This is a genomic window from Flavobacterium johnsoniae UW101, from assembly GCF_000016645.1.
GTDB classification, from domain to species: domain Bacteria; phylum Bacteroidota; class Bacteroidia; order Flavobacteriales; family Flavobacteriaceae; genus Flavobacterium; species Flavobacterium johnsoniae.
Genome location: NC_009441.1, coordinates 544,428 through 565,394, shown reverse-complemented (window position 1 = coordinate 565,394; position 20,967 = coordinate 544,428). Strand labels below are relative to the sequence as shown.

General features: G+C 34.1%; 21 protein-coding genes. 14 read left to right on the top strand and 7 right to left on the bottom strand.

From position 1 onward, the window contains the following. Window positions 1–32: 32 nt before the first annotated feature. A complete protein-coding gene (locus tag FJOH_RS02825; RefSeq protein WP_012022626.1) occupies window positions 33–1,292 on the bottom strand; it encodes an aspartate kinase in 1,260 nt (419 codons plus the stop codon). 176 nt (window positions 1,293–1,468) lie between these two features. Then, entirely contained in the window at window positions 1,469–1,963 is a 495-nt protein-coding gene (locus FJOH_RS02820) for a GNAT family N-acetyltransferase (RefSeq protein ID WP_012022625.1), read from the bottom strand. A gap of 171 nt (window positions 1,964–2,134) precedes the next feature. On the opposite strand from FJOH_RS02820, the gene fbp reads away from it, so the two are divergent. Then, window positions 2,135–3,139, top strand: coding sequence for a class 1 fructose-bisphosphatase (gene fbp, locus FJOH_RS02815; protein ID WP_012022624.1), 1,005 nt, complete (start codon window positions 2,135–2,137; stop codon window positions 3,137–3,139). A gap of 166 nt (window positions 3,140–3,305) precedes the next feature. Here the strand turns inward: fbp and FJOH_RS02810 are convergent, their stop codons facing one another. Beyond that, window positions 3,306–3,737 (bottom strand): tellurite resistance TerB family protein, encoded by a 432-nt coding sequence (locus FJOH_RS02810; RefSeq protein WP_012022623.1) that lies wholly within the window; start codon window positions 3,735–3,737, stop codon window positions 3,306–3,308. A gap of 169 nt (window positions 3,738–3,906) precedes the next feature. On the opposite strand from FJOH_RS02810, the gene FJOH_RS02805 reads away from it, so the two are divergent. From FJOH_RS02805 to FJOH_RS02785, 5 genes are all read left to right on the top strand, one after another. Then, complete coding sequence (locus FJOH_RS02805) at window positions 3,907–4,500, top strand: HupE/UreJ family protein (protein ID WP_012022622.1); 594 nt, start codon at window positions 3,907–3,909, stop codon at window positions 4,498–4,500. Between the two features lie 5 nt (window positions 4,501–4,505). Beyond that, the gene (locus FJOH_RS02800) at window positions 4,506–4,937 is read left to right on the top strand and encodes a deoxycytidylate deaminase (RefSeq protein WP_012022621.1); all 432 of its coding nucleotides are present in this window, start codon (window positions 4,506–4,508) and stop codon (window positions 4,935–4,937) included. Beyond that, entirely contained in the window at window positions 4,937–6,514 is a 1,578-nt protein-coding gene (locus FJOH_RS02795; protein ID WP_012022620.1) for a S41 family peptidase, read from the top strand. The genes FJOH_RS02800 and FJOH_RS02795 overlap by 1 nt, the downstream gene beginning before the upstream one ends. 18 nt (window positions 6,515–6,532) lie before the next feature. Beyond that, on the top strand, window positions 6,533–6,898 hold the full coding sequence (locus FJOH_RS02790) for a nuclear transport factor 2 family protein (protein WP_012022619.1): 366 nt from the start codon (window positions 6,533–6,535) through the stop codon (window positions 6,896–6,898). An 89-nt stretch (window positions 6,899–6,987) separates the two neighbouring features. Continuing rightward, the gene (locus tag FJOH_RS02785; protein WP_012022618.1) at window positions 6,988–7,305 is read left to right on the top strand and encodes a hypothetical protein; all 318 of its coding nucleotides are present in this window, start codon (window positions 6,988–6,990) and stop codon (window positions 7,303–7,305) included. Between the two features lie 95 nt (window positions 7,306–7,400). Here FJOH_RS02785 and FJOH_RS02780 read toward each other — a convergent pair whose 3' ends face one another. From FJOH_RS02780 to FJOH_RS02770, 3 genes are all read right to left on the bottom strand, one after another. Beyond that, entirely contained in the window at window positions 7,401–8,006 is a 606-nt protein-coding gene (locus FJOH_RS02780) for an FAD-dependent oxidoreductase (RefSeq protein ID WP_012022617.1), read from the bottom strand. 4 nt (window positions 8,007–8,010) lie between these two features. Next, on the bottom strand, window positions 8,011–8,211 hold the full coding sequence (locus FJOH_RS02775) for a hypothetical protein (RefSeq protein ID WP_012022616.1): 201 nt from the start codon (window positions 8,209–8,211) through the stop codon (window positions 8,011–8,013). Window positions 8,212–8,317: 106 nt separating this feature from the next. Continuing rightward, window positions 8,318–8,896, bottom strand: a complete 579-nt coding sequence (locus FJOH_RS02770) for a MarC family protein (protein WP_012022615.1) — start codon at window positions 8,894–8,896, stop codon at window positions 8,318–8,320. 320 nt (window positions 8,897–9,216) lie between these two features. On the opposite strand from FJOH_RS02770, the gene FJOH_RS02765 reads away from it, so the two are divergent. The 3 genes from FJOH_RS02765 to FJOH_RS02755 all read left to right on the top strand — a co-directional run bounded on the left by FJOH_RS02765 (window position 9,217) and on the right by FJOH_RS02755 (window position 13,760). Next, window positions 9,217–9,786, top strand: a complete 570-nt coding sequence (locus FJOH_RS02765) for a DUF3109 family protein (RefSeq protein WP_012022614.1) — start codon at window positions 9,217–9,219, stop codon at window positions 9,784–9,786. Between the two features lie 338 nt (window positions 9,787–10,124). Beyond that, on the top strand, window positions 10,125–11,102 hold the full coding sequence (locus FJOH_RS02760) for a ribonucleotide-diphosphate reductase subunit beta (RefSeq protein WP_012022613.1): 978 nt from the start codon (window positions 10,125–10,127) through the stop codon (window positions 11,100–11,102). Window positions 11,103–11,366: 264 nt separating this feature from the next. Beyond that, complete coding sequence (locus tag FJOH_RS02755) at window positions 11,367–13,760, top strand: ribonucleoside-diphosphate reductase subunit alpha (RefSeq protein WP_012022612.1); 2,394 nt, start codon at window positions 11,367–11,369, stop codon at window positions 13,758–13,760. 269 nt (window positions 13,761–14,029) lie between these two features. Here the strand turns inward: FJOH_RS02755 and FJOH_RS02750 are convergent, their stop codons facing one another. After that, window positions 14,030–14,596: an imm11 family protein gene (locus FJOH_RS02750; protein ID WP_012022611.1), complete on the bottom strand. Its 567-nt coding sequence runs from the start codon at window positions 14,594–14,596 to the stop codon at window positions 14,030–14,032. Window positions 14,597–14,856: 260 nt separating this feature from the next. On the opposite strand from FJOH_RS02750, the gene FJOH_RS02745 reads away from it, so the two are divergent. The 5 genes from FJOH_RS02745 to FJOH_RS02725 all read left to right on the top strand — a co-directional run bounded on the left by FJOH_RS02745 (window position 14,857) and on the right by FJOH_RS02725 (window position 20,957). Further along, window positions 14,857–16,254 carry a DUF1800 domain-containing protein gene (locus FJOH_RS02745; RefSeq protein ID WP_012022610.1) on the top strand — a complete coding sequence of 466 codons (1,398 nt, stop codon included), beginning with the start codon at window positions 14,857–14,859 and terminating at the stop codon, window positions 16,252–16,254. A gap of 12 nt (window positions 16,255–16,266) precedes the next feature. Continuing rightward, window positions 16,267–17,433: a DUF1501 domain-containing protein gene (locus FJOH_RS02740; protein ID WP_012022609.1), complete on the top strand. Its 1,167-nt coding sequence runs from the start codon at window positions 16,267–16,269 to the stop codon at window positions 17,431–17,433. 472 nt (window positions 17,434–17,905) lie between these two features. After that, a complete protein-coding gene (locus tag FJOH_RS02735) occupies window positions 17,906–18,733 on the top strand; it encodes a prephenate dehydratase (RefSeq protein ID WP_012022608.1) in 828 nt (275 codons plus the stop codon). Between the two features lie 88 nt (window positions 18,734–18,821). Continuing rightward, a complete protein-coding gene (locus FJOH_RS02730; RefSeq protein WP_012022607.1) occupies window positions 18,822–19,967 on the top strand; it encodes a pyridoxal phosphate-dependent aminotransferase in 1,146 nt (381 codons plus the stop codon). A 135-nt stretch (window positions 19,968–20,102) separates the two neighbouring features. Then, window positions 20,103–20,957: a prephenate dehydrogenase gene (locus tag FJOH_RS02725; RefSeq protein WP_012022606.1), complete on the top strand. Its 855-nt coding sequence runs from the start codon at window positions 20,103–20,105 to the stop codon at window positions 20,955–20,957. Window positions 20,958–20,967 lie beyond the last annotated feature (10 nt).

Sequence of the window (20,967 nt, the reverse complement as noted above, 5' to 3'; positions counted from 1 at the left end):
TGAATTGAAATAATTACCTCTTATAAACAAGATTAGTTTAGTTCTTTAGTTACAATCTGCATGGTTTCACGGCTTACTTGTTTCAATAAAACTTCTTTGTTTTTTTCAACCATTTCTGCAGCTTGTTCTGTAAAGTGGCGAATAGTGTAAAGAGTTACATTTTCGCTGTATTCTACTTTGAATTTTTTCGAAAGAATCGCATTCAAATCATTAAAGTTTCCAAATTTATCTTCAACGCATACAGAAAAACTAATTGCAGAGTTCTGAATCAGGTTTACTTTGATTTTGAATTCGTGGAATAACCCAAAAATCTCACTGATGTTTTCTTCCATAATGAAAGAGAAATCAATTGAAGAAAGCGAAATTAAAAGCTGCTCTCTTTTTACGATAAAACATGGATATTGCGGTTCTAAATCAACACCTTTAGAAACACAAGTTCCTTTTAATAACGGGTTGATAAATGATTTTACGTATAAAGGAATTTCTTTTTTCTGTAACGGCTGTAATGTTTTTGGGTGAATAACTGTTGCTCCGTAAAACGCCAATTCGATAGCCTCACGATATGAAATTTGGTTTAACAGACTTGCATTTTCAAAATAACGCGGGTCAGCATTCATAACTCCCGGAACGTCTTTCCAGATTGTTACACTTTCGGCATTTAAGCAGTAAGCAAAAATTCCGGCAGTATAATCAGAACCTTCACGGCCAAGAGTTGTCGTAAAGTTGTTTTCATCGGCACCAAGGAAACCTTGAGTAATATTTAATTGTTTTCTTGGAACATTTTTGCTGATGTTTTGTTCTGTAGTTTCCCAGTCTACTTCGGCATCTCGGTAATTTGCATTGGTTTTAATGAAATTACGAACGTCAAGCCATTGCGTTTGAATTCCCATGAAATTCATGAAATGACTTAAGATATTTGTAGAAATTAATTCTCCAAAACTTACTACCTGATCGTAAACGAAGTTGTAGTTTGGAGATTTGTTATGAGCCAGGAAGTATTCTAATTCTGCAAATTGAGCATTTACAGCTGCAAAAACTTCATGTTTCTCATCTTTAAATAAATCTAATACGATTTGAAAGTGATAATTTTTTATTTCCTGTACGGATGAATTCAGTTCTTCTGATTTTTCAAAATAATTCTTGATTACAACCTCAAGAGCATTTGTGGTTTTCCCCATTGCCGAAACAACCAAAATCACATCTTCATAACCCACTTTTTGTAAAACGTCGTATACGTTTTTAATTCCTTCAGCATCTTTTACCGATGCGCCACCAAATTTAAATACTCTCATTTTTAATTTTAGATTTTTAATTTCAGATTTCAGATTCAAATCGAAATCTGGTATTTTGTTTTTTCTGCCACAGATTATTAGGATTAAAATGATTTTATAATCTGTGTTGGTTTGCCGCGAATCGCACAAATTTTCACTAATTAATTTGTGCTAATTTGTGGAATTTGTTGCAAAAATTATAATTTTTCTAAGAACGAATTAATTCCTGTTTCATCCATTTGAACAACTCTCCATTCGTCAAGAATTTTTGCTCCAGAATTCTCGTAGAATTTTACTGCAGGAGTATTCCAGTCAAGAACATTCCATTCTACTCTTCGCACATTGTCTCTTTTTCCCTGTTTCATAATTTCAGCATAAAGAGCAGAACCTAAACCTGTACCGCGCATTTTTTCTTTTACAATTAAATCTTCAAGGTGTATGGTTTTTCCTTTCCAGGTAGAGTAGCGGTAGTAGTATAAAGCAATACCCACTATTTCTTTTCCGCCTTCATTTTCATCTGAATCAATCTCTGCTACAAAAACCTGAAAAAGAGGTTTTTCTCCAAATCCGTCACGAACTAAATCTTCCTCTGTAATAACGACAGCATCAGGTTCTTTTTCGAATATTGCCAGCTCCTGAATTAATCCCAAAACCGATTTCATGTCTTCGGGATTTCCTTTTCTAATATTCATTTATTCGTATAATTAAGTGTTTATTAGCTAAAAAAGCATTTATTTCTAAGGTACTTTTTGCTATTAATTAGCAAATATACAATAGTAGCAAACTAACAAAATAATTTTTAAATCATTCTCACAAAATAAGCGATATTTGTGACTTAAAATTAAAACTATAACGTTATAGCAATGGAAGAACGCAATAAAACACTGGGAGAGTTTATTATTGAGAACCAAAAAGCATTTCAGTATTCGTCGGGAGAACTTTCCCGAATTATCAACTCTATACGTTTGGCGGCAAAGGTCGTAAACTATAAAGTTAACAAAGCAGGTTTAGTGGATATTATTGGCGCCGCAGGCGAACAGAATATTCAGGGAGAAGACCAGCAAAAATTAGATGTCTATGCAAACGAAGTATTTATCCAGACGTTAATAAACCGTGAGATTGTCTGTGGTATTGCTTCTGAAGAAAACGACGATTTTATAACAGTTCAGGGGAGCGACAACTGTCATAATAATAAGTACGTGATCTTAATGGATCCGCTTGACGGATCTTCAAACATTGATGTTAATGTTTCTGTGGGAACTATTTTTTCTGTTTTTAGAAGAATTACTCCAATAGGAACTCCGGTAACCAGCGAGGATTTTTTACAACCGGGAATCAATCAAGTTGCAGCAGGCTATGTAATTTATGGAACTTCGACCATGTTAGTATACACAACCGGTTTTGGAGTAAATGGTTTTACATTAAATCCGGCGATTGGTACATTTTACCTTTCGCATCCAAACATGAAGTTTCCTGAAAACGGGAACATCTATTCAGTAAACGAAGGAAATTATGTTCATTTTCCGCAGGGAGTAAAAAATTACATTAAGTATTGCCAGCGTGAAGAAGAAGACAGACCATACACTTCCAGATACATAGGAAGTCTGGTAGCCGATTTTCACCGAAATATGATAAAAGGCGGTATTTATATTTATCCAACAAGTTCAAAAGCATCAAAAGGTAAATTACGTTTGTTATACGAATGTAATCCAATGGCATTTATAGCAGAACAAGCCGGAGGAAAAGCAACAGACGGTTTTGGCCGTATTATGGAAATCCAGCCGACAGAACTGCACCAGAGAGTTCCTTTTTTCTGCGGAAGCAAAAGTATGGTAGAAAAAGCTGAGGAGTTTATGGCTGCTGAATAAGTATTCAGTCTCAGTTTACAGTGGTCAGTTTTTAGTCGCAGTATTCAGTCTGAACTCTAAATAGCAAACCCGACAGGTTTTAAAAACCTGTCGGGTTTATTTTTTGGTTTCAATTAAATTTTCAATTTTCGCTGTAGCACTGTAAACTGAGACTGAAAACTAAAAACTATTTATTCATATTCTCCATTTCAAAAAGGAAAGTATCTAAATCTACTTTTTTATCGATTAGAGACAATGCTTTTGAAACAATATAATTTACGTTTCCTGGAGTAAATCCTAGAGCTAATCCCATACGGTTTAACATAACTTCCTGCTGATCTCCTAAGTGGTGGTCTACGTGAACCATTCTTGCTAAATCATATAAACGTTCTAAACGCTGTGTGTATAAATAAGGCGGGTTTATTGGATGTTTCCACGGATCTTTAAGGATCTCTTTATATTCGTCTTCTGAAATTTGTAATGTCGAAGCAATTTTGTCTAAAAATTCCTGTTCTTCCGGGCTTATTTTACCGTCAGCAAATGCTACGCGCACAATTGCAGAGAAATGACCTCTGTTTCTTTGTTTGAATTCGTTATCAAATAATTCTGAAAATGGCATAATTAATAAGTTTTTATTGAACAAATATAGACCTATTTTTAAATTATTGATTTTAAATTTCTCATAAAATTTAACTTATTTTTATTGCAGGATTTAAATAGGTAAATCCTTAAGTTTGAAAATTAATCGTAAGTTTACAACCCCTAATTATTTAAATTATAGATTACCTATGTCACAATTTTGGATTTATTTTCAAATAGGATTAAAGCATGTTTTAGATATCAATGCCTACGATCATGTTCTTTTTTTAATTGCCTTAACTGTTCCGTATTTATTTAAAGACTGGAAAAGAATTTTTCTGCTTGTTTCTTTATTTACAATTGGTCATACGCTGGCTTTAATTCTTTCTGTTTACGGGATAATTGCGATAAAAGTAAATATTGTAGAGTTTTTAATTCCAATTACTATTTTGGTAACCGCTCTTTATCATTTATTTACAGCAGGAAAGACTTCAAAAAATGATGGTATAAATCTGGTATTTTTCATAACTTTATTCTTTGGTATTATACATGGTTTAGGTTTCTCTAATTATTTCAAAACCATATTAGGAGGCAGTGCGACTTCAAAATTATTACCTTTGGGAGAGTTTGCCTTAGGGATCGAAGCAGCTCAGTTAGTAGTTGTTTTTGTTGTCTTGGTAATATCATATATAGTGCAGACGGTTTTTCGTTTTTCAAAACGCGACTGGGCACTTGTAATGTCGGCTTTTATTATTGGAGTTGTGATTCCAATGATTATAGAAAGTCCGATTTGGAACAGATAAAATAAATGGAAGTAAAAAAATTAAATAAATACGATAAAGCTTATCTGCGAATTGCTAAAGAATGGAGCCTTTTATCGTATTGTAAGCGTAAGCAGGTTGGCGCGATTATCGTAAAAGACAGAATGATTATTTCTGACGGATACAACGGAACGCCTTCCGGATTTGAAAATTGCTGCGAAGACGAAGACGGCTTAACGCGCTGGGATGTTTTGCACGCCGAGGCAAATGCAATTCTAAAAGTTGCCAGATCGACACAATCGTGTGAAGGAGCAACCCTCTATATCACGCTTTCGCCTTGCAAAGAATGCAGTAAACTAATACATCAGTCAGGAATAAAAAGAGTGGTGTATAAAGACGGATATCGTGATGATTCCGGAATTCAATTTTTAATAAAAGCGGGTGTCGAAGTCGAACATATTCCTGTTTTAGAAGAATAATGAAATTTAATCCCAAATATCTGCCAATTGTTATTGGAGCAACATTTGCTCTGGGAACTGTGATAGGAAGTTTAACAAACGGTCCTGCAGATGATCAGCTTTTGGCTAAAAATTACTCCAAAACAAAGCTGAATAAACTAATTGATTTTATCAATACTGAGTATGTTGACAGTGTCAATACCGATTCGATTGTAAATCTTACCGTCGATAATATTCTCTCAAAATTAGATCCGCATTCTGTTTACATTCCGCCAAGCGAACAAGCTGAGGTTGCCGAAAGCATGAAAGGTGATTTCGTTGGAATCGGAATTAACTTCTATATGTACAAAGATTCTGTTGCGATTATAAAACCAGTCGAAAACGGACCTTCTGCAAAAGCAGGATTAAAATCCGGAGACCGAATTTTATATGCAGGAAAAACCAAATTGTATGGAAGAAGACTACCTTCGGATAGTTTGTTCTCAAAATTAAAAGGAATTAAAGGTTCTGAAATAGAATTGACTGTTTTTAGAAAATCAGAACAAAAGAAATTGAAGTTTAAAATTAAAAGAGATGTTATTCCAATAAAAAGCGTTGATGCTTCTATATTAATTGGAAATAATACAGGTTATATCAAAATCAATCGTTTTGCCGAAACTACTTTTAATGAATTCAAAACAGGTTTAGCACGATTAAAACAAAAAGGAATTCAGTCGCTCGTGATTGACCTTCGCGATAATGGCGGCGGTTATATGGAAGAAGCGATTGCCATTGCAGATGAATTCTTAAAAGACAAACAACTGATTGTTTTTACCAAAAATAAAAACGGAACAACCGAAAAAACATACGCGACAAAAGCCGGAAGTTTTGAAACCGGAAAAGTATATGTTTTAATCAATGAAAATAGTGCTTCTGCCAGTGAAATTCTTGCCGGAGCTATTCAGGATAATGACCGCGGTACAATTGTAGGCCGTCGTTCTTTCGGGAAAGGTTTGGTACAGCGCGAAATGGATTTCAACGATGGATCAGCAGTTCGTTTAACGGTTGCGAGATATTATACGCCAACAGGAAGATCAATCCAGAAACCGTATAAAAAAGGAAACGATGAATATTTTAAAGAATCTGAATCGAGAATCGCAACAGGCGAATTATACGCAAAAGACAGTATTAAAGTAGCAGATTCTTTAAAATTTAAAACTCCAAAAGGAAAAATCGTTTACGGTGGCGGCGGAATCGTTCCGGATGTTTTTGTTCCGATGGAAGCTGAACATGGAAACGAAAATGTGGCCTATCTGCTTCAAACCGGTATCGTAGGACACTTTGTTTTTGAAGAATTGGATAAAGACCGCGATGCTTTTGCCGGACTTAAGTTTAATGAGTTCTTAGAAAAGATAAAATCATCTGATGTCTATTTTAAAAAGTTTAAAAACTATATTTATATGACTGGTTTAGATCTAAAACTGGATAAAACCAAAGCATTAGTAAATAGGTACATAACAGCAGAATTTGCTCGTCAATTATATGGAGAAATATATTATTATGATGTTGTTTTAAAAGATGACGCCATGATAAAAGCGATCCTAAATCCAAAGAAATAAACTTTAATTTCTCATTTGATGGAAAAAAACTCAATTGTAACTGCCGAAATAGAACTTTTAACAGCAATTAGAAATTCTGATATTGCTGTTCTGGAAAAACTTCTTCACGATGACTTGCTTTTTAATATGCCAGATGGTCAAACCATTACAAAAGAGTTTGATTTGAATTCCTATCGTTCGGGAAAAATGAAAATCGATTCGCTCGAAGCGTCAGATCAAATTATTAATGTAATCGGTGATTCGGCTGTTGTTGCTGTTACGGTTTCGCTAAAAGGAGCTTACGATAACAATCCAATAAATGGCGTTTTAAAATATATCAGAGTCTGGAAACAATTTGATGATAATTTAAAAGTTATTGCCGGAAGCTGTGTGCAGCTGGCATAAATATTGGAAAGAATAAATAATATAAACTTAAAATAAAACTTAGCGAACTTAGCCAAAACCTTTGCGAACTTCGCGGTTAAATTCAAAATATGAAAAATCTAAAAAAAATAAGTTTCCTTGTGCTTCTAATGGCTTTTGTAATTTCTTGCACTACGATGAAAAATAATGCGAATAGTGCAGTTTCAGGAAAAGTAGAATCGATTGAATCAGGAAAAGACGGTTATACGGCAAAAATTAATACCGATACAAAAGAAGTGTATTTTGCAACCATCAGCATCGTAAATGTTGGCGGACCACAGAATTACAAACAATTAAAAATTGGAGATGTAGTTTCTTTAAAAGGAGAAATCTGGAAAACCGATGATGAAAATCATATTAAGGTAACACAGATAGTTTCGGTAAAATAAGAGAAACATAAAATATTTAAACCATTAAGAGATTAAGAAAAAAGCTGTAAAGCTTAATAAACTTAATCTCTTAATGGTTTTTATATGTTTGAATTTTATCGAATGCTGTCGTGTGAATGAGTCTGTACGCCGTTATTCCATAAAGTTAAAATATCTGTAGCAACAGCGGCACCGCTTCCTGCAGCTATGGCCAATTGACTTCTCCAGCCAGCTAAAGTTCCAATAACATAAATGCCGTCAGCGACTTTATGATCTTCGTTTTTAAGCTGAATACGCTGTTTTTCCGGAAGTGCTTTTTTATGAGGTTCAACATACTGCATTAGACCTTCAATATCAAAAGTGTTAGCAGAACCAATTCCGACTACTATATTTTTTGTTTGGTACGAGTTTTTGTTAGTAACCACAGTAAACGAAGGAAAAGAGCCTTCAATTTTAATTGCTTTCTCGTTTGCGATTTGTTCAATATGCGGATAAGACGCTGCTAAATCCTGCACACTTTCTGTAAGTAGTTCAGAACCCAGTTTTCCCGGCGTTATTCCATAAGCATTGTAGAAAATTGCCTCTTGTAAAGAAGAGTTTTTCTGATGTGTAAAAATTCCGATTTTTTTGTCGGTAACAAAAGCTTTTTTATTTGCAGATCCTAAGACCAGGGCACAAGACATTCCAGATACGCCTCCGCCGATAATTAAAACGTCAAACATTATATTATCTGCCGTTTGTTTTTTCTTCAATTCTTTTAGAAATTCTAAAAATCAAAAGAATCAATACGGCGCAAAAAGAAGCTGCGATTCCAATAAAAGCTACCATGCTATCACCCTGAAAAGGATTTGAAAAGTCTAATAACGTAATATTAAAAACAATTAAAGCTAATGCTAAAAGCACTAAGATTGAAGTGAAGATTTTCATATTGGTTGTTTATTTTGTCTAAAAATATTAAGTAAAACTTTAATGAAAAAATGTCTTAAAGTTGTATTTTATAAATTTATTGGGGGTAAAAGTATAAAAATAATTGTTAGACAAACAAACCTTTAACATTAGCGGCGAATAATTTAACAGCAATAGCCAAAAGTATAACACCAAATGTCTTACGAACCACACCAAGTCCGTTTTCTCCTAACAAATTTTCAATTTTTTTAGAAGACTTCAAAACGATATAAACCAATATAATATTCAATACAATAGCTGTAATAATATTAATGGTATGAAATTGTGAACGAAGCGAAAGTAAAGTTGTCATAGTTCCCGCTCCGGCAATTAAAGGAAAGGCAAGAGGTACAATAGAAGCAGAACCCGGTTCTTCGTCACGATAAATTCTAATTCCTAAAATCATTTCTAACGCCAAAAAGAACAATACAAATGAACCTGCAACAGCAAACGAATGCACGTCGATACCAATCAGGTTCAATAAGCCTTCTCCAACAAAAAGAAAAACAATCATAATAGCTCCGGCAACAATAGAAGCTTTTTCAGATTCGATGTGTCCGACTTTTGCTCTTAAGTTTACAATAATAGGAATTGAACCAACAATATCAATTACTGCAAAAAGCACCATACTTACTGTAATGATTTCTTTAAAATCGATTTCTAACATATCGCTTTGATTTTAAGGGTTTAAAAACTGCTGCAAAAGTAGATAATAAAGTTAGGTGTTTTTTCGATACGATGTATTTTTGTTATAAAAACATGTTTTATTGGTTAGAAAAGTGATATTTGTAACAATATGTGGTTTAACCGCAAAGATTCGCAAAGAAATTACGCAAAGTTCGCAAGGCTGAAAATTAATAATGCTTTGCTCCTGATAGCTATCGGGATTACGTAATTCCCCTGCGTACTTTGCGGTTAAATATTTACAGTGTTTTATCTCTTTTCTTTGATTATCTTTGCACTTTATAAATTAGAGTATTTTATATCATGTTTCAGTTAGGTAAAACTATTATTTCAGAAGACATTCTGGAAAAAGAATTTGTGTGCAACTTGTCTGCTTGTAAAGGAGCTTGTTGTGTTGATGGAGATGCGGGCGCGCCTTTAAATGAGGCTGAAACTAAAATCTTAGAAGAAATCTATCCGAAGGTAAAACCCTTTTTGCGAAAAGAAGGAATTGAAGCAATCGAAGCGCAGGGAACCTGGGTAACAGGAACAGACGGTGATCTCGAAACGCCGCTTATTGATAATAAAGATTGTGCTTATGTAATTTTTGACGGCAAAACTGCACTTTGTGGTATCGAACAAGCTTATAATGAAGGAATCGTAGATTGGAAAAAACCAGTTTCATGTCATTTATATCCAATTCGGGTAAAAGACTTCACAGAATTTGCCGCGGTTAATTATGACCGATGGGATATTTGTGACGATGCCTGTTCTTTAGGAAAAGAATTAGAAGTTCCGGTTTATAAATTTGTAAAAGAAGCACTGATCCGCCGTTTTGGAGAAGACTGGTATTTGGAGCTCGAAAAAGTAGCTGAAGAACTTAAAAATTCATAAAAAAAGAAGCCTTATTATTAGGCTTTTTTTTGTGCTTTTTTTGACTCAAAAAAATAAAGTTTTGACTCAAAAAAAACTTTTTAAAAGTATTTAAAATTTCTTGCTTTTTATATTAAAAAGTCTATATTTTACAGGGCTTAAAGGTGTGATTGTTGGTTTTAAGCGTTTCATTTACAGTAAATTAGTTATTGTATGAAAAATGTCTCAAAAATTTAACGTTGTTAAAAACTACGTCAGATTGTGAATAAGTTTGGCTTTTATTTTTGGCGTTAAATAACAATCTTTGTAGTCTATTGAATTAGTAAAAAATTCGGTATAAAAATTAAACAAAAATTGTCATGTCTCAAGTAGAACCAATCTTACAAGAAAACAAAAATCGTTTCGTTATTTTTCCTATCAAACATCATGATATTTGGGAATGGTATAAAAAAATGGAAGCTAGTTTCTGGACAGCTGAAGAAATCGATTTGCACCAGGATTTAACAGATTGGAACAACAAACTTAATGATGACGAAAGATATTTCATTAAACATATTTTAGCATTCTTTGCAGCTTCTGACGGAATCGTAAATGAAAATCTTGCTGAGAACTTTGTAAACGAAGTTCAATATGCTGAAGCGAAGTTTTTCTATGGTTTCCAAATTATGATGGAAAACATTCACAGTGAAACTTATTCTTTATTGATTGATACTTATGTGAAAGACGAAGCTGAGAAAACGGAATTGTTTAATGCTTTGGAAGTTTTTCCTGCAATTGCTAAAAAAGGAGAATGGGCTTTAAAATGGATCGAGTCTGATTCATTTGCAGAAAGACTTATTGCTTTTGCAGCAGTTGAAGGTATTTTCTTCTCTGGTGCCTTCTGTTCAATTTATTGGTTGAAAAAACGCGGCCTAATGCCGGGTTTAACATTCTCTAATGAATTGATTTCTCGTGATGAAGGCGTACATTGTGATTTTGCAGTTCACCTGCACAATCACCATTTGGTAAACAAAGTGCCAAAAGAAAGAATCAAAGAAATTATTGTTGATGCATTGGATATCGAAAGACAGTTTGTAACTGAATCTCTTCCGGTAAGTTTAATTGGTATGAATGCTGGTTTAATGACACAGTATTTAGAGTTTGTTGCCGATAGACTTTTGGTTGAATTAGGATGCGAACGTGTTTACGGATCAGCGAATCCATTTGATTTCATGGACATGATTTCTCTTCAGGGAAAAACTAATTTCTTTGAAAAACGTGTTGCAGAGTATCAAAAATCTGGTGTGATGAACACAGACAGCGATGCTCAGAAAATTTCATTCGATGCAGATTTTTAGACAACGAAAAAAACTTTTAGTGTCTATCTTCTAGAGATACTAAAAAAGATTACAGATTATTTTTTTAAGGTTGAATCTCTTTCCCCAAGTCGCAGGTTCAATAGCAATTTTTGACGTATTTAAATTCGATTTTCGAATTTGAAACAGCTAACTATTGAGAATTTGGTAATTCTCTAAAATTAATTTAAAAACACGCAATGTTTAGGTGCTAGGATTCGTTTTCTAGTTACTTTCATTTTTTCAATAACTATAAAAGGTAAGCTTATGTATGTAGTAAAAAGAGATGGCCACAGAGAGCCCGTAATGTTTGATAAGATTACAGAAAGAATCAAAAAATTGTGCTACGGCTTGAACGAGCTTGTAGATCCGGTAAAGGTAGCGATGAGAGTTATCGAAGGATTGTATGATGGAGTTTCGACTTCTGAATTGGATAATCTTGCGGCAGAAACTGCAGCATCTATGACAATTGCCCATCCGGATTATGCACAATTAGCGGCGCGTGTGGCAATTTCAAATTTACACTCTAATACAAAAAAATCTTTCTCAGAAACGATGAAAGATATGTATAACTATGTAAACCCAAGAAACGGTCAGGATGCACCGTTAATTGCTGATGATGTTTACAAAGTTATTCAGGAAAATGCTGCCTTTTTAGATTCTCACATTATTTACACAAGAGATTTTAATTACGATTACTTTGGTTTCAAAACTTTAGAGCGTTCTTATCTTCTTAAAATAAACGGAAAAATCGTAGAACGTCCGCAGCACATGTTAATGCGTGTTTCTGTTGGTATTCACTTAGACGATTTAAAATCGGTTATTGAAACTTACGATTTAATGTCTAAAAAGTTCTTTACGCATGCAACGCCAACGTTGTTCAATGCAGGAACGCCAAAACCTCAAATGTCTTCTTGTTTCCTTTTGGCTATGCAGGATGATAGTATTGACGGAATTTACGATACATTAAAACAAACAGCAAAAATCTCGCAGTCAGCGGGAGGAATTGGGCTTTCTATTCATAACGTGCGTGCGACAGGATCTTACATTCGCGGTACAAACGGAACTTCAAATGGGATTGTTCCAATGTTAAGAGTGTTCAACGATACAGCTCGTTACGTAGATCAAGGTGGTGGAAAACGTAAAGGAAGTTTTGCGATTTATATCGAAACCTGGCATGCTGATATTTTCGATTTCTTAGATTTAAAGAAAAATACAGGAAAAGAAGAAATGCGTGCGAGAGATTTATTCTTCGCAATGTGGACTTCAGATTTATTCATGAAACGTGTTCAGGAAGATTCAACTTGGACTTTAATGTGTCCTAACGAATGTCCGGGATTATATGATGTTTACGGAGATGAATTTGAAGCATTGTATACGGATTATGAATTTAGAGGAAAAGGAAGAAAAACAATCCGCGCTCGTGAGTTATGGGAAAAAATCCTTGAATCTCAAATCGAGACAGGAACACCATATATGTTGTACAAAGATGCAGCAAACCGTAAATCGAACCACAAGAATTTAGGAACAATCCGTTCTTCTAACTTGTGTACAGAGATTATGGAGTTTACATCTAAAGATGAAATCGCAGTTTGTAACTTGGCTTCTATTTCATTACCAATGTTTATTGATAACGGAGAATTCGATCACCAGGCACTTTACAATGTTACAAAACGTGTAACTCGTAACTTGAACAAAGTAATCGACAGAAACTACTACCCAGTAAAAGAAGCTGAAAATTCTAACATGCGTCACCGTCCGGTTGGTTTAGGTGTGCAAGGTTTAGCAGATGCTTTCATTATGCTGCGTATGCCGTTTACAAGCGATGAAGCTAAAAAATTAAACCAGGAGATTTTCGAAACTTTATACTTCGCTGCTGTAACCGCTTCTATGGAAATGGCAAAAGAAGAAGGACCATATTCAACTTTTGAAGGTTCGCCAATGTCACAAGGAGAATTCCAATACAATATGTGGGGAATGAAAGATGAAGAATTATCAGGCCGTTGGGACTGGGCTTCATTAAGAAAAGAAGTTGTAGAGCATGGAGTTCGTAACTCATTGTTAGTTGCGCCAATGCCAACTGCATCGACTTCTCAAATTCTTGGCAACAACGAAGCTTTTGAACCCTATACATCAAACATTTACACACGTCGTGTATTGTCTGGAGAATTTATCGTAGTAAACAAGCACTTACTAGAAGACTTAGTAAAACTTGGTTTATGGAACGAAGATTTGAAACAAGAAATTATGCGTCATAACGGATCTGTTCAAAACATTGATAAGATTCCACAAGACTTAAAAGATCTTTATAAAACAGTTTGGGAAATGTCGATGAAAGATATTATCGATATGTCTCGTCAAAGAGGATACTTTATTGACCAGTCTCAATCGCTAAACTTGTTCATGCAGGATGCAAACTATTCTAAACTAACGTCAATGCACTTCTATGCTTGGCAGTCAGGGTTAAAAACAGGAATGTATTACCTAAGAACAAAAGCGGCTGTAGATGCGATTAAATTCACATTAAATAACGATAAAAAAGAAGAAACAGCACCATCTTTAGTTCAGGAAACTGAAGCAATAAGCGTTGAGGATTATAAAGCGATGCTTTTAAAAGCACAAGCAGCAGATCCTGAGGATTGTGAAATGTGTGGGTCTTAATGATTTTAGAATTTAGATCTGAGATTTTAGATTTTTTAATTGATATATGAAAAGCAGTTGTCGTAATGATGACTGCTTTTTTGTTATAGCTTTTTGTTCAAACATAGCCCGTGGTTTCAACCACGGGAACACAAAGTATTTCCCCAATCCGTTTCCCATGGTTGAAACCAGGCGGTATATGGATCATGATTGTTTAATATCTCTAAATTTCCAGTTGTAATTAGTGCCGAAGACTTTTTCAAAACTTAATGTCTTAGTAGCTCTAATGTTTAAAGAGCTATACCTGCAATTGTAAATCTCAAACCAGTTATATTGGCTTCATTTATTGTGTTAATAAATTTCTGTGTACAAAAATAAAATGAGCTAAATTTTTTGTCTCGAAAAAAATCTTTATTACCAATGTTTTCTAGTTTAAATCTTATAGTGCCATTTTTGAATGAATTAATAAGGTTTTCTTGTGAGAGTCCTTCATATTCAATAGTATTAACTGATTTAATTATATTAGCAACATAAAAGAAATTAATAAGCTCAGGAGTATTAATTTCTAAATATTCAATACTGTTTTCAGAGAGCTTTGTGAAAATGTCTTTACAGCTTTTTTCAATAATTAATACTCCTGGGTAGTAGCAACTAGCTTTGAAATCAGTTTTTCGTTTGTCAGTTTTCTTTCTCGGGTCTTTAAACAAAGTATAATCGCAAGGTTTCCATTCCTTAATTAAGGATGTGCCATCAGTACTTACTAATCCGTCGTCATTATGTGGTAGTAAAAACCTATAATTTTCATAATCAGAACCAATTTTATAAATATTCATTTTCCAAAGTTTTGTAATATTCATTTTGGTGTAAATTTAAATTTATTAGGGAGGAAAAAAAGGCCTTAGAAGGTTTTAGAATAATAAATTAAGACATTTTATCCATGTTTTAAAAGCAAATAAATTTCATTGTTAGGTTTCATTATAATATCCCCAAAAAACCTGCGTTCTAATTATTGCCAAAGACTTTTCAAAACTCATCACTTAGTAACTAAGTATCTCAGAATCTTTTAAAATTAAACCTTTAAAAGAAAGTCGAGTCTTATTGTAATAATTTCTGAACGATGAAAAAAAGCAGTCTTTGGTCCTTACGATTAGGTTTTTCAGGAAAACAAACTTCAAAAATTGAAAAACTCGGCTTAGAAAAATTTCTAAAGCAATCTTATAATTCAAAATTTGATACAACACTTCCAGACTTTCTGCAAGATCAGCCTAAAACCACTTTAGAGTTGAAACAAGTTCGGGAAATAATCAAAACTTCAGAACCCGAAGTCAAAAAGGAAATTCAGAAAAAAGAAAATCAAGCAACTGCCGAATTCAAAAAATGGTGGATTGCCAAAATGCGCACGGATGAATTGCCGCTTCGCGAAAACATGGTTTGTTTTTGGCACAATCATTTTGTTTCCACTTCTCAAAAAGTAAAAATCAATTACTGGATTTATCAGCACAATATGATTTTGCGCGAAAATGCTTTTGGCAATTTTAAAGAATTAACCAAGCAGATTCTAAAATCGAATGCAATGGTTCGATATCTCGATAATGGCGATAATAAAAAAGGAAAAGTAAACGAAAACCTAAGCCGTGAATTACTCGAATTATTCACAATTGGAATTGGAAATTATACAGAAGATGATATAAAAAACGGTGCAAAAGCTTTGGCAGGTTTAAATGTTGGTGATGAAGGTGCCGTTTATAGAAAAAATATTGAAGACAACAGCGATAAAATTTACTTCGGGAAAACCGGAAACTGGAAAGCAGATGACTTGGTCGATATTATTTTCGAACAAAAGAACATTCCGTATCTCATTACCCGAAAAATTTTGAAATGGTTTATTTATGATAATCCGCCCGAAGATTTGGTGGTTTATTACGGAGATTATTTCCGAAAGCAAAAGTTTGAAATTGAACCTTTATTAACTAAAATTTTTACCGAAGAATTTAAAAAAGAGAATTCAGGGAATAAAATCAAAAATCCACTGGTTTATATTTTACAGCTATGTGATGAATTGCAGTTGGAGAATGTTAACGACGCTGCAATTATGGCGTTTATAAAACAGCAGGGAATGGATTTGTACAATCAGGTAAATGTAAAAGGCTGGGATGGCGGAAATTCATGGCTCACTTCGCAGATTTATCTCCAAAGAAATAATACAGCCGATTTATTATGCAGTGGAAAAAGTCTGAATCGAAAGGTTTTGAAAACGATGATGAACGGAGTTGAAAAAGAAAAATCAGAATATGAAAAAACTGCTGTAAAAGTCAATTTTGATTCAGAAGGAAATAACAAAACCATTATTTCTGAATTATCAGACCGGTTATTATTTGTCGTCAGTGATTCGGCTCAGAAAGACATGGAAAATCTTTTGAAATACGATTTTGATCCCAAAGATCCACACGCCGATTTTGCTGTCGTCAGACTTTTTAATTACATCACTAAACTTCCCGAATATCAATTAATCTAAAAAGCAGTAATCATGAACAGAAGAAATTTTCTAACACTGACAGGAACTTTTACAGGCGGATTACTTGTGCTTCCTGATTTTTTGCATGCTTTTGGTTCTCAAAATAATTTAGTTGTTGGGGAACAATGTGTCGTTTTTATACAGTTGAATGGCGGAAACGATGGTTTAAATACTTTTATTCCGTACGATGATCCATTGTATTACGATTTACGAACCAAGATTGCTTTAAATAAAGATTTGGTTGTTGGTAAGAATAAAGGAATGGCATTTCATCCTTCGTTAAAAGATTTTGCCCAAATGCAGCAAAACGGAGATTTAACCGTGATTCAAAACGTAGGTTATCCAGAACCAATTCGTTCGCATTTTAGAAGTCAGGAAATCTGGCAGACGGCAACCGATTCTAATAAATATATGAATGAAGGCTGGCTCGGGAGATTTCTGGATTTGCAATGCAATGGACATCAAGCGACAGCCGGAATCAATTTAGATTCGATTGATAATTTAGCTTTAAAAGGAGTAGAGCCTAATTTTATAACCATAAAAGATCCGGATCGTTTTAAAGTAAAATCAAAAGAAGAAAATGTGACTTTGTCTCAAAATCCGCATTTGGATTTTGTTCGAAAAATCGCCAATTCAGTTACCGAAGGTTCAGATGAAATTCAGAAAGCTTTAGCAAAATCAAAAACGGAAATCAGTTATCCAAAAACTGAATTATCCAAAAACCTGGAATGGATTGCCCGATTGATAAAAGGAAACCTAAACTCGAAAGTGTATTACACATCGCTCAACGGATTTGATACACATGATAATCAGCTTGCGATTCATGAACGAAAATTGACTGATTTAAATGATTCATTGTATAGTTTTTATTCTGATTTAAAACAGTCACAATTATTACAAAATGTAACAGTTGTAGTCTTCTCCGAATTCGGGCGACGAGTAAAAGACAACGGCAACGGAACAGATCACGGAACTGCCGCGCCAATGTTTATAATAGGAGGAAACAACAAAGGAACAATTTTAGGAAAAAATCCAAATCTGGCAGACTTAGATAACGGCGATTTAAAATATGAAATTGATTTTAGAAGTGTGTACGCTTCTTTATTAAAAGAAAAAATGAACTTCGATTATTCTAAAATTGGAATTGCAAATAAACCAGTTTCGGGATTGTTTGGATAACCGTAATCTTGTCATTTCGAGAAACGAGAAATGACAAAAACGGGAGGTTAATATTGATTATTGAATTAAATAACCGGAATAATTTGTGTGAATTTGTGTAATTCGGGGCGAAAAAAACTTAGCGACTTAGCATCTCAGTACCTCAGAGCCTTCTAAAAAGCTATTGTATATATCTCATTTTAAGCTGATTTTTTTATATTATCATACAAAACCTGCTAAATTTGTTAAGAAATCCTTTTTTGTTTCATAAAATGCAATCTTTTTTTTGGTGCACTAAAAATAATTTATACATTCGCAGAGAATTTAAAAAATAACACAAACAAAATGGCAACTAACCGTTTTTATTTTAGCAACAATTTTTATTTCTTCTTTAGTAGAAGTCAGGATTGTGCTATGGTTATTTGAGAAAAATTTTAAGACAAATAAAACTAATATACAATCCTGATGCAAATCAGGATTTTTTTTTGACTATATGACAACGAAAATTGCAATACAAGGTATTAAAGGATCATTTCATCATCAGGTTGTAAAAGAGTATTTCTCTGAAAATGTGGATATTGATGAGTGTTTGTCTTTTGAAGAATTGATCGACAGCCTTATTGCCGGAAAATCTGATCAGGCTGTTATGGCGATCGAAAATTCAATTGCAGGGCCGATTATCCCGAATTATGCATTGATTGACAAGAACAATCTGCACATAATTGGAGAGCATTATTTAAACATTCAGCAGAATTTAATGGCTTTAAAAGGTCAGAAAATTGAAGATATAAAAGAAGTTCATTCGCACCCAATGGCACTTTTGCAGTGTATGGATTTCCTGAAACAATATCCAAATATCAAATTGATTGAGGATAAAGATACAGCCGAAACGGCAAGAAGAATTCAGGAAAAGCAGTTAACCGGAATTGCAGCAATTGCAAGTGTAACAGCTTCTGAAATGTACGATCTTGATATTATAGCGTCATCGATTCAAACGATCAAAAACAATATGACTCGTTTCGTAATCATTAAAAAGCAAAATTCATTTTTGCCGGAAAGCGAAATCAACAGAGCGTCAATCAAATTTGAATTGGATCACAAAAGAGGAAGCTTAGCAGCGGTTTTAAATGTAATGAGCGACTGCAAACTGAATTTGACAAAAATCCAGTCGCTTCCAAAAATTGAAACACCTTGGAAATATTCATTCTTCGTAGATGTAACATTTGAGAAATACGAAGATTTTGCAAAAGCCAAAGCATTATTAAATATAATGGCAGAATATTTTAAAGTATTGGGAGAATATAAAAATACCAGACCTTAAGTCTTAAAGTTGGAAAGTCGAAAGTCAAAAATAGAAAAAGCATAAAGCTACGGCCTAAAGCCTAAAGCAAAATATAAAGCAATAAAAAATGATTACAACAGCAAAACGATTAGACACAGTTGAAGAATACTACTTCTCATCAAAACTGAGAGAAGTGAGACAGCTGATGTCTGAAGGAAAATCGATCATCAATATGGGAATTGGAAGCCCTGATTTGAGTCCGTCAAAAGCAGTAATTGAAGCAGTCGCTGCAGCAATTCAAGACGAAAACGGGCATGGTTATCAAAGCTATCAGGGATTACCAGAAATGAGACAGGCGATGGCAGATTTTTATCGTGATCAGTTTGGTGTTGAAGTGAATCCGAATAATGAGATTTTACCTCTTATGGGTTCGAAAGAAGGAATTATGCACATTTCGTTAGCATTTTTAAATGAAGGCGATCACGTTTTAATTCCGAATCCAGGTTATCCAACTTATACTTCGGTAACCAATTTGGTTCAGGCAGTTCCGGTTTATTATGATTTAAAAGAAGAAAACGGATGGGAACCAGATTTTGAAGCTTTAGAAAAATTGGATCTTTCGAAAGTAAAAATTATGTGGCTGGGTTATCCGCACATGCCGACAGGAGCTAGAGGAAGTTTAGCGTTATTTGAAAAATTGGTTGCTTTTGCTAAAAAACACAACATATTATTGATTAATGATAATCCGTATAGTTTTGTTTTGAATGATAATCCGATGAGTTTATTGCAAGTTGAAGGAGCAAAAGATGTGGCTTTAGAATTAAACTCTTTAAGTAAAACATTCAATATGGCGGGCTGGAGAGTCGGAATGGTTTTAGGAAATCCTGAAATTATCGATGCAGTCCTAAAAGTAAAAAGCAACATGGACAGCGGGATGTATTACGGAATTCAAAAAGGTGCAATTGCGGCTTTAAAATGTGATAAATCTTGGTTCGAAGACCAAAACAAAATTTACAGACGCCGTAGAGAATTAACAGAAAAACTGGCAGAAAAATTAAACTGCAAAGTGTCTAAAGAAGGAGTTGGACTTTTTGTTTGGGCAAAATTGCCAGAAGGAATCGAATCAGCAGAAAAGTTCATTGACGAAATATTATATGAGAAGCATATTTTCATTACACCGGGAACCATTTTTGGAAGTAACGGCGAAGGTTATATCAGATTCTCATTGTGTGTAAAAGAAGAAAAAGTACAAGAAGCGATAGACCGATTTTAGGAATTGTAGATATCAGATTTTAGATTTTAGATTGTCAGGCTGAGCGAAGTCGAAGCCCGCGTTCCAATTGGAAAGCCCTTCGACTTTGCTCAGGGTGACAATAAAAAACCAAGATTTGAAAATTAAAGAAATAGTATGAAAGTATACGTAATAGGAATAGGATTAATAGGCGGTTCGATGGTGCTGGACATCAAAGACCAACATCCTGATTCGACAATTTTGGGAATCGATAATAACGAAAAGCATTTGCAGGAAGCCATTGATTTAGGTGTTGTCGATCAGGCAGGAAGTTTTGAAGATTTGGCTGAAGCTGATTTTGTAATTGTTTCGGTTCCTGTGGATGTTGCCTTAACGGTTCTGCCAAAAGTTTTGGATTTAGTTGGTGATAAAACCATTGTTTTTGAAGTAGGATCGACTAAAAAACCAATTTGTGAAGCAGTAGCAAGTCATCCGAAAAGAAGAAATTTTATTGCCACGCATCCGATAGCGGGAACGGAGTTTTCAGGACCTTCGGCGGCAATAAGAGGTTTGTTTAAAGGAAAAACAAACATTATCTGTGAAGTGGAAAAAACCACTTTTAAATTGCAGGAAAAGGCATTAAAGCTTTTCAGCGAAATAGGAATGAGGATTCGATATATGGACCCGGTTTCGCACGACAAACACATTGCTTATGTTTCGCATCTATCGCACATTAGTTCGTTTATGCTTGGGAAAACGGTAATGAATAAAGAAAAAGACGAACAGGATATTTTTGATATGGCAGGAAGTGGATTTGAAAGCACCGTTCGTTTGGCAAAAAGTTCACCAGCCATGTGGACGCCAATTTTTAAGCAGAATAAAGAACACGTTTTAGAAACTTTAGAAGCTTATATTTCAAATCTCAGTCGGTTTAGGGATTTGTTGAAAGAAGAAGATTACAACGCCATTTTTGAAGAAATGGAAAGCACAAATAAAATAAAAGAAATATTAAACGGATTAATTAAAAAGTAAAAACTATAAT

What these genes read in the sequence shown, in the direction of transcription:
- FJOH_RS02825 (WP_012022626.1), bottom strand. Translation starts at nt 1,292, where the DNA reads ATGAGAGTATTTAAATTTGGTGGCGCATCGGTAAAAGATGCTGAAGGA.
- FJOH_RS02820 (WP_012022625.1), bottom strand. Translation starts at nt 1,963, where the DNA reads ATGAATATTAGAAAAGGAAATCCCGAAGACATGAAATCGGTTTTGGGA.
- FJOH_RS02765 (WP_012022614.1), top strand. Translation starts at nt 9,217, where the DNA reads ATGTTTCAGTTAGGTAAAACTATTATTTCAGAAGACATTCTGGAAAAA.
- FJOH_RS02735 (WP_012022608.1), top strand. Translation starts at nt 17,906, where the DNA reads ATGACAACGAAAATTGCAATACAAGGTATTAAAGGATCATTTCATCAT.
- FJOH_RS02795 (WP_012022620.1), top strand. Translation starts at nt 4,937, where the DNA reads ATGAAATTTAATCCCAAATATCTGCCAATTGTTATTGGAGCAACATTT.
- FJOH_RS02790 (WP_012022619.1), top strand. Translation starts at nt 6,533, where the DNA reads ATGGAAAAAAACTCAATTGTAACTGCCGAAATAGAACTTTTAACAGCA.
- FJOH_RS02755 (WP_012022612.1), top strand. Translation starts at nt 11,367, where the DNA reads ATGTATGTAGTAAAAAGAGATGGCCACAGAGAGCCCGTAATGTTTGAT.
- fbp (WP_012022624.1), top strand. Translation starts at nt 2,135, where the DNA reads ATGGAAGAACGCAATAAAACACTGGGAGAGTTTATTATTGAGAACCAA.
- FJOH_RS02760 (WP_012022613.1), top strand. Translation starts at nt 10,125, where the DNA reads ATGTCTCAAGTAGAACCAATCTTACAAGAAAACAAAAATCGTTTCGTT.
- FJOH_RS02805 (WP_012022622.1), top strand. Translation starts at nt 3,907, where the DNA reads ATGTCACAATTTTGGATTTATTTTCAAATAGGATTAAAGCATGTTTTA.
- FJOH_RS02800 (WP_012022621.1), top strand. Translation starts at nt 4,506, where the DNA reads ATGGAAGTAAAAAAATTAAATAAATACGATAAAGCTTATCTGCGAATT.
- FJOH_RS02810 (WP_012022623.1), bottom strand. Translation starts at nt 3,737, where the DNA reads ATGCCATTTTCAGAATTATTTGATAACGAATTCAAACAAAGAAACAGA.
- FJOH_RS02770 (WP_012022615.1), bottom strand. Translation starts at nt 8,896, where the DNA reads ATGTTAGAAATCGATTTTAAAGAAATCATTACAGTAAGTATGGTGCTT.
- FJOH_RS02730 (WP_012022607.1), top strand. Translation starts at nt 18,822, where the DNA reads ATGATTACAACAGCAAAACGATTAGACACAGTTGAAGAATACTACTTC.
- FJOH_RS02750 (WP_012022611.1), bottom strand. Translation starts at nt 14,596, where the DNA reads ATGAATATTACAAAACTTTGGAAAATGAATATTTATAAAATTGGTTCT.
- FJOH_RS02780 (WP_012022617.1), bottom strand. Translation starts at nt 8,006, where the DNA reads ATGTTTGACGTTTTAATTATCGGCGGAGGCGTATCTGGAATGTCTTGT.
- FJOH_RS02745 (WP_012022610.1), top strand. Translation starts at nt 14,857, where the DNA reads ATGAAAAAAAGCAGTCTTTGGTCCTTACGATTAGGTTTTTCAGGAAAA.
- FJOH_RS02725 (WP_012022606.1), top strand. Translation starts at nt 20,103, where the DNA reads ATGAAAGTATACGTAATAGGAATAGGATTAATAGGCGGTTCGATGGTG.
- FJOH_RS02785 (WP_012022618.1), top strand. Translation starts at nt 6,988, where the DNA reads ATGAAAAATCTAAAAAAAATAAGTTTCCTTGTGCTTCTAATGGCTTTT.
- FJOH_RS02775 (WP_012022616.1), bottom strand. Translation starts at nt 8,211, where the DNA reads ATGAAAATCTTCACTTCAATCTTAGTGCTTTTAGCATTAGCTTTAATT.
- FJOH_RS02740 (WP_012022609.1), top strand. Translation starts at nt 16,267, where the DNA reads ATGAACAGAAGAAATTTTCTAACACTGACAGGAACTTTTACAGGCGGA.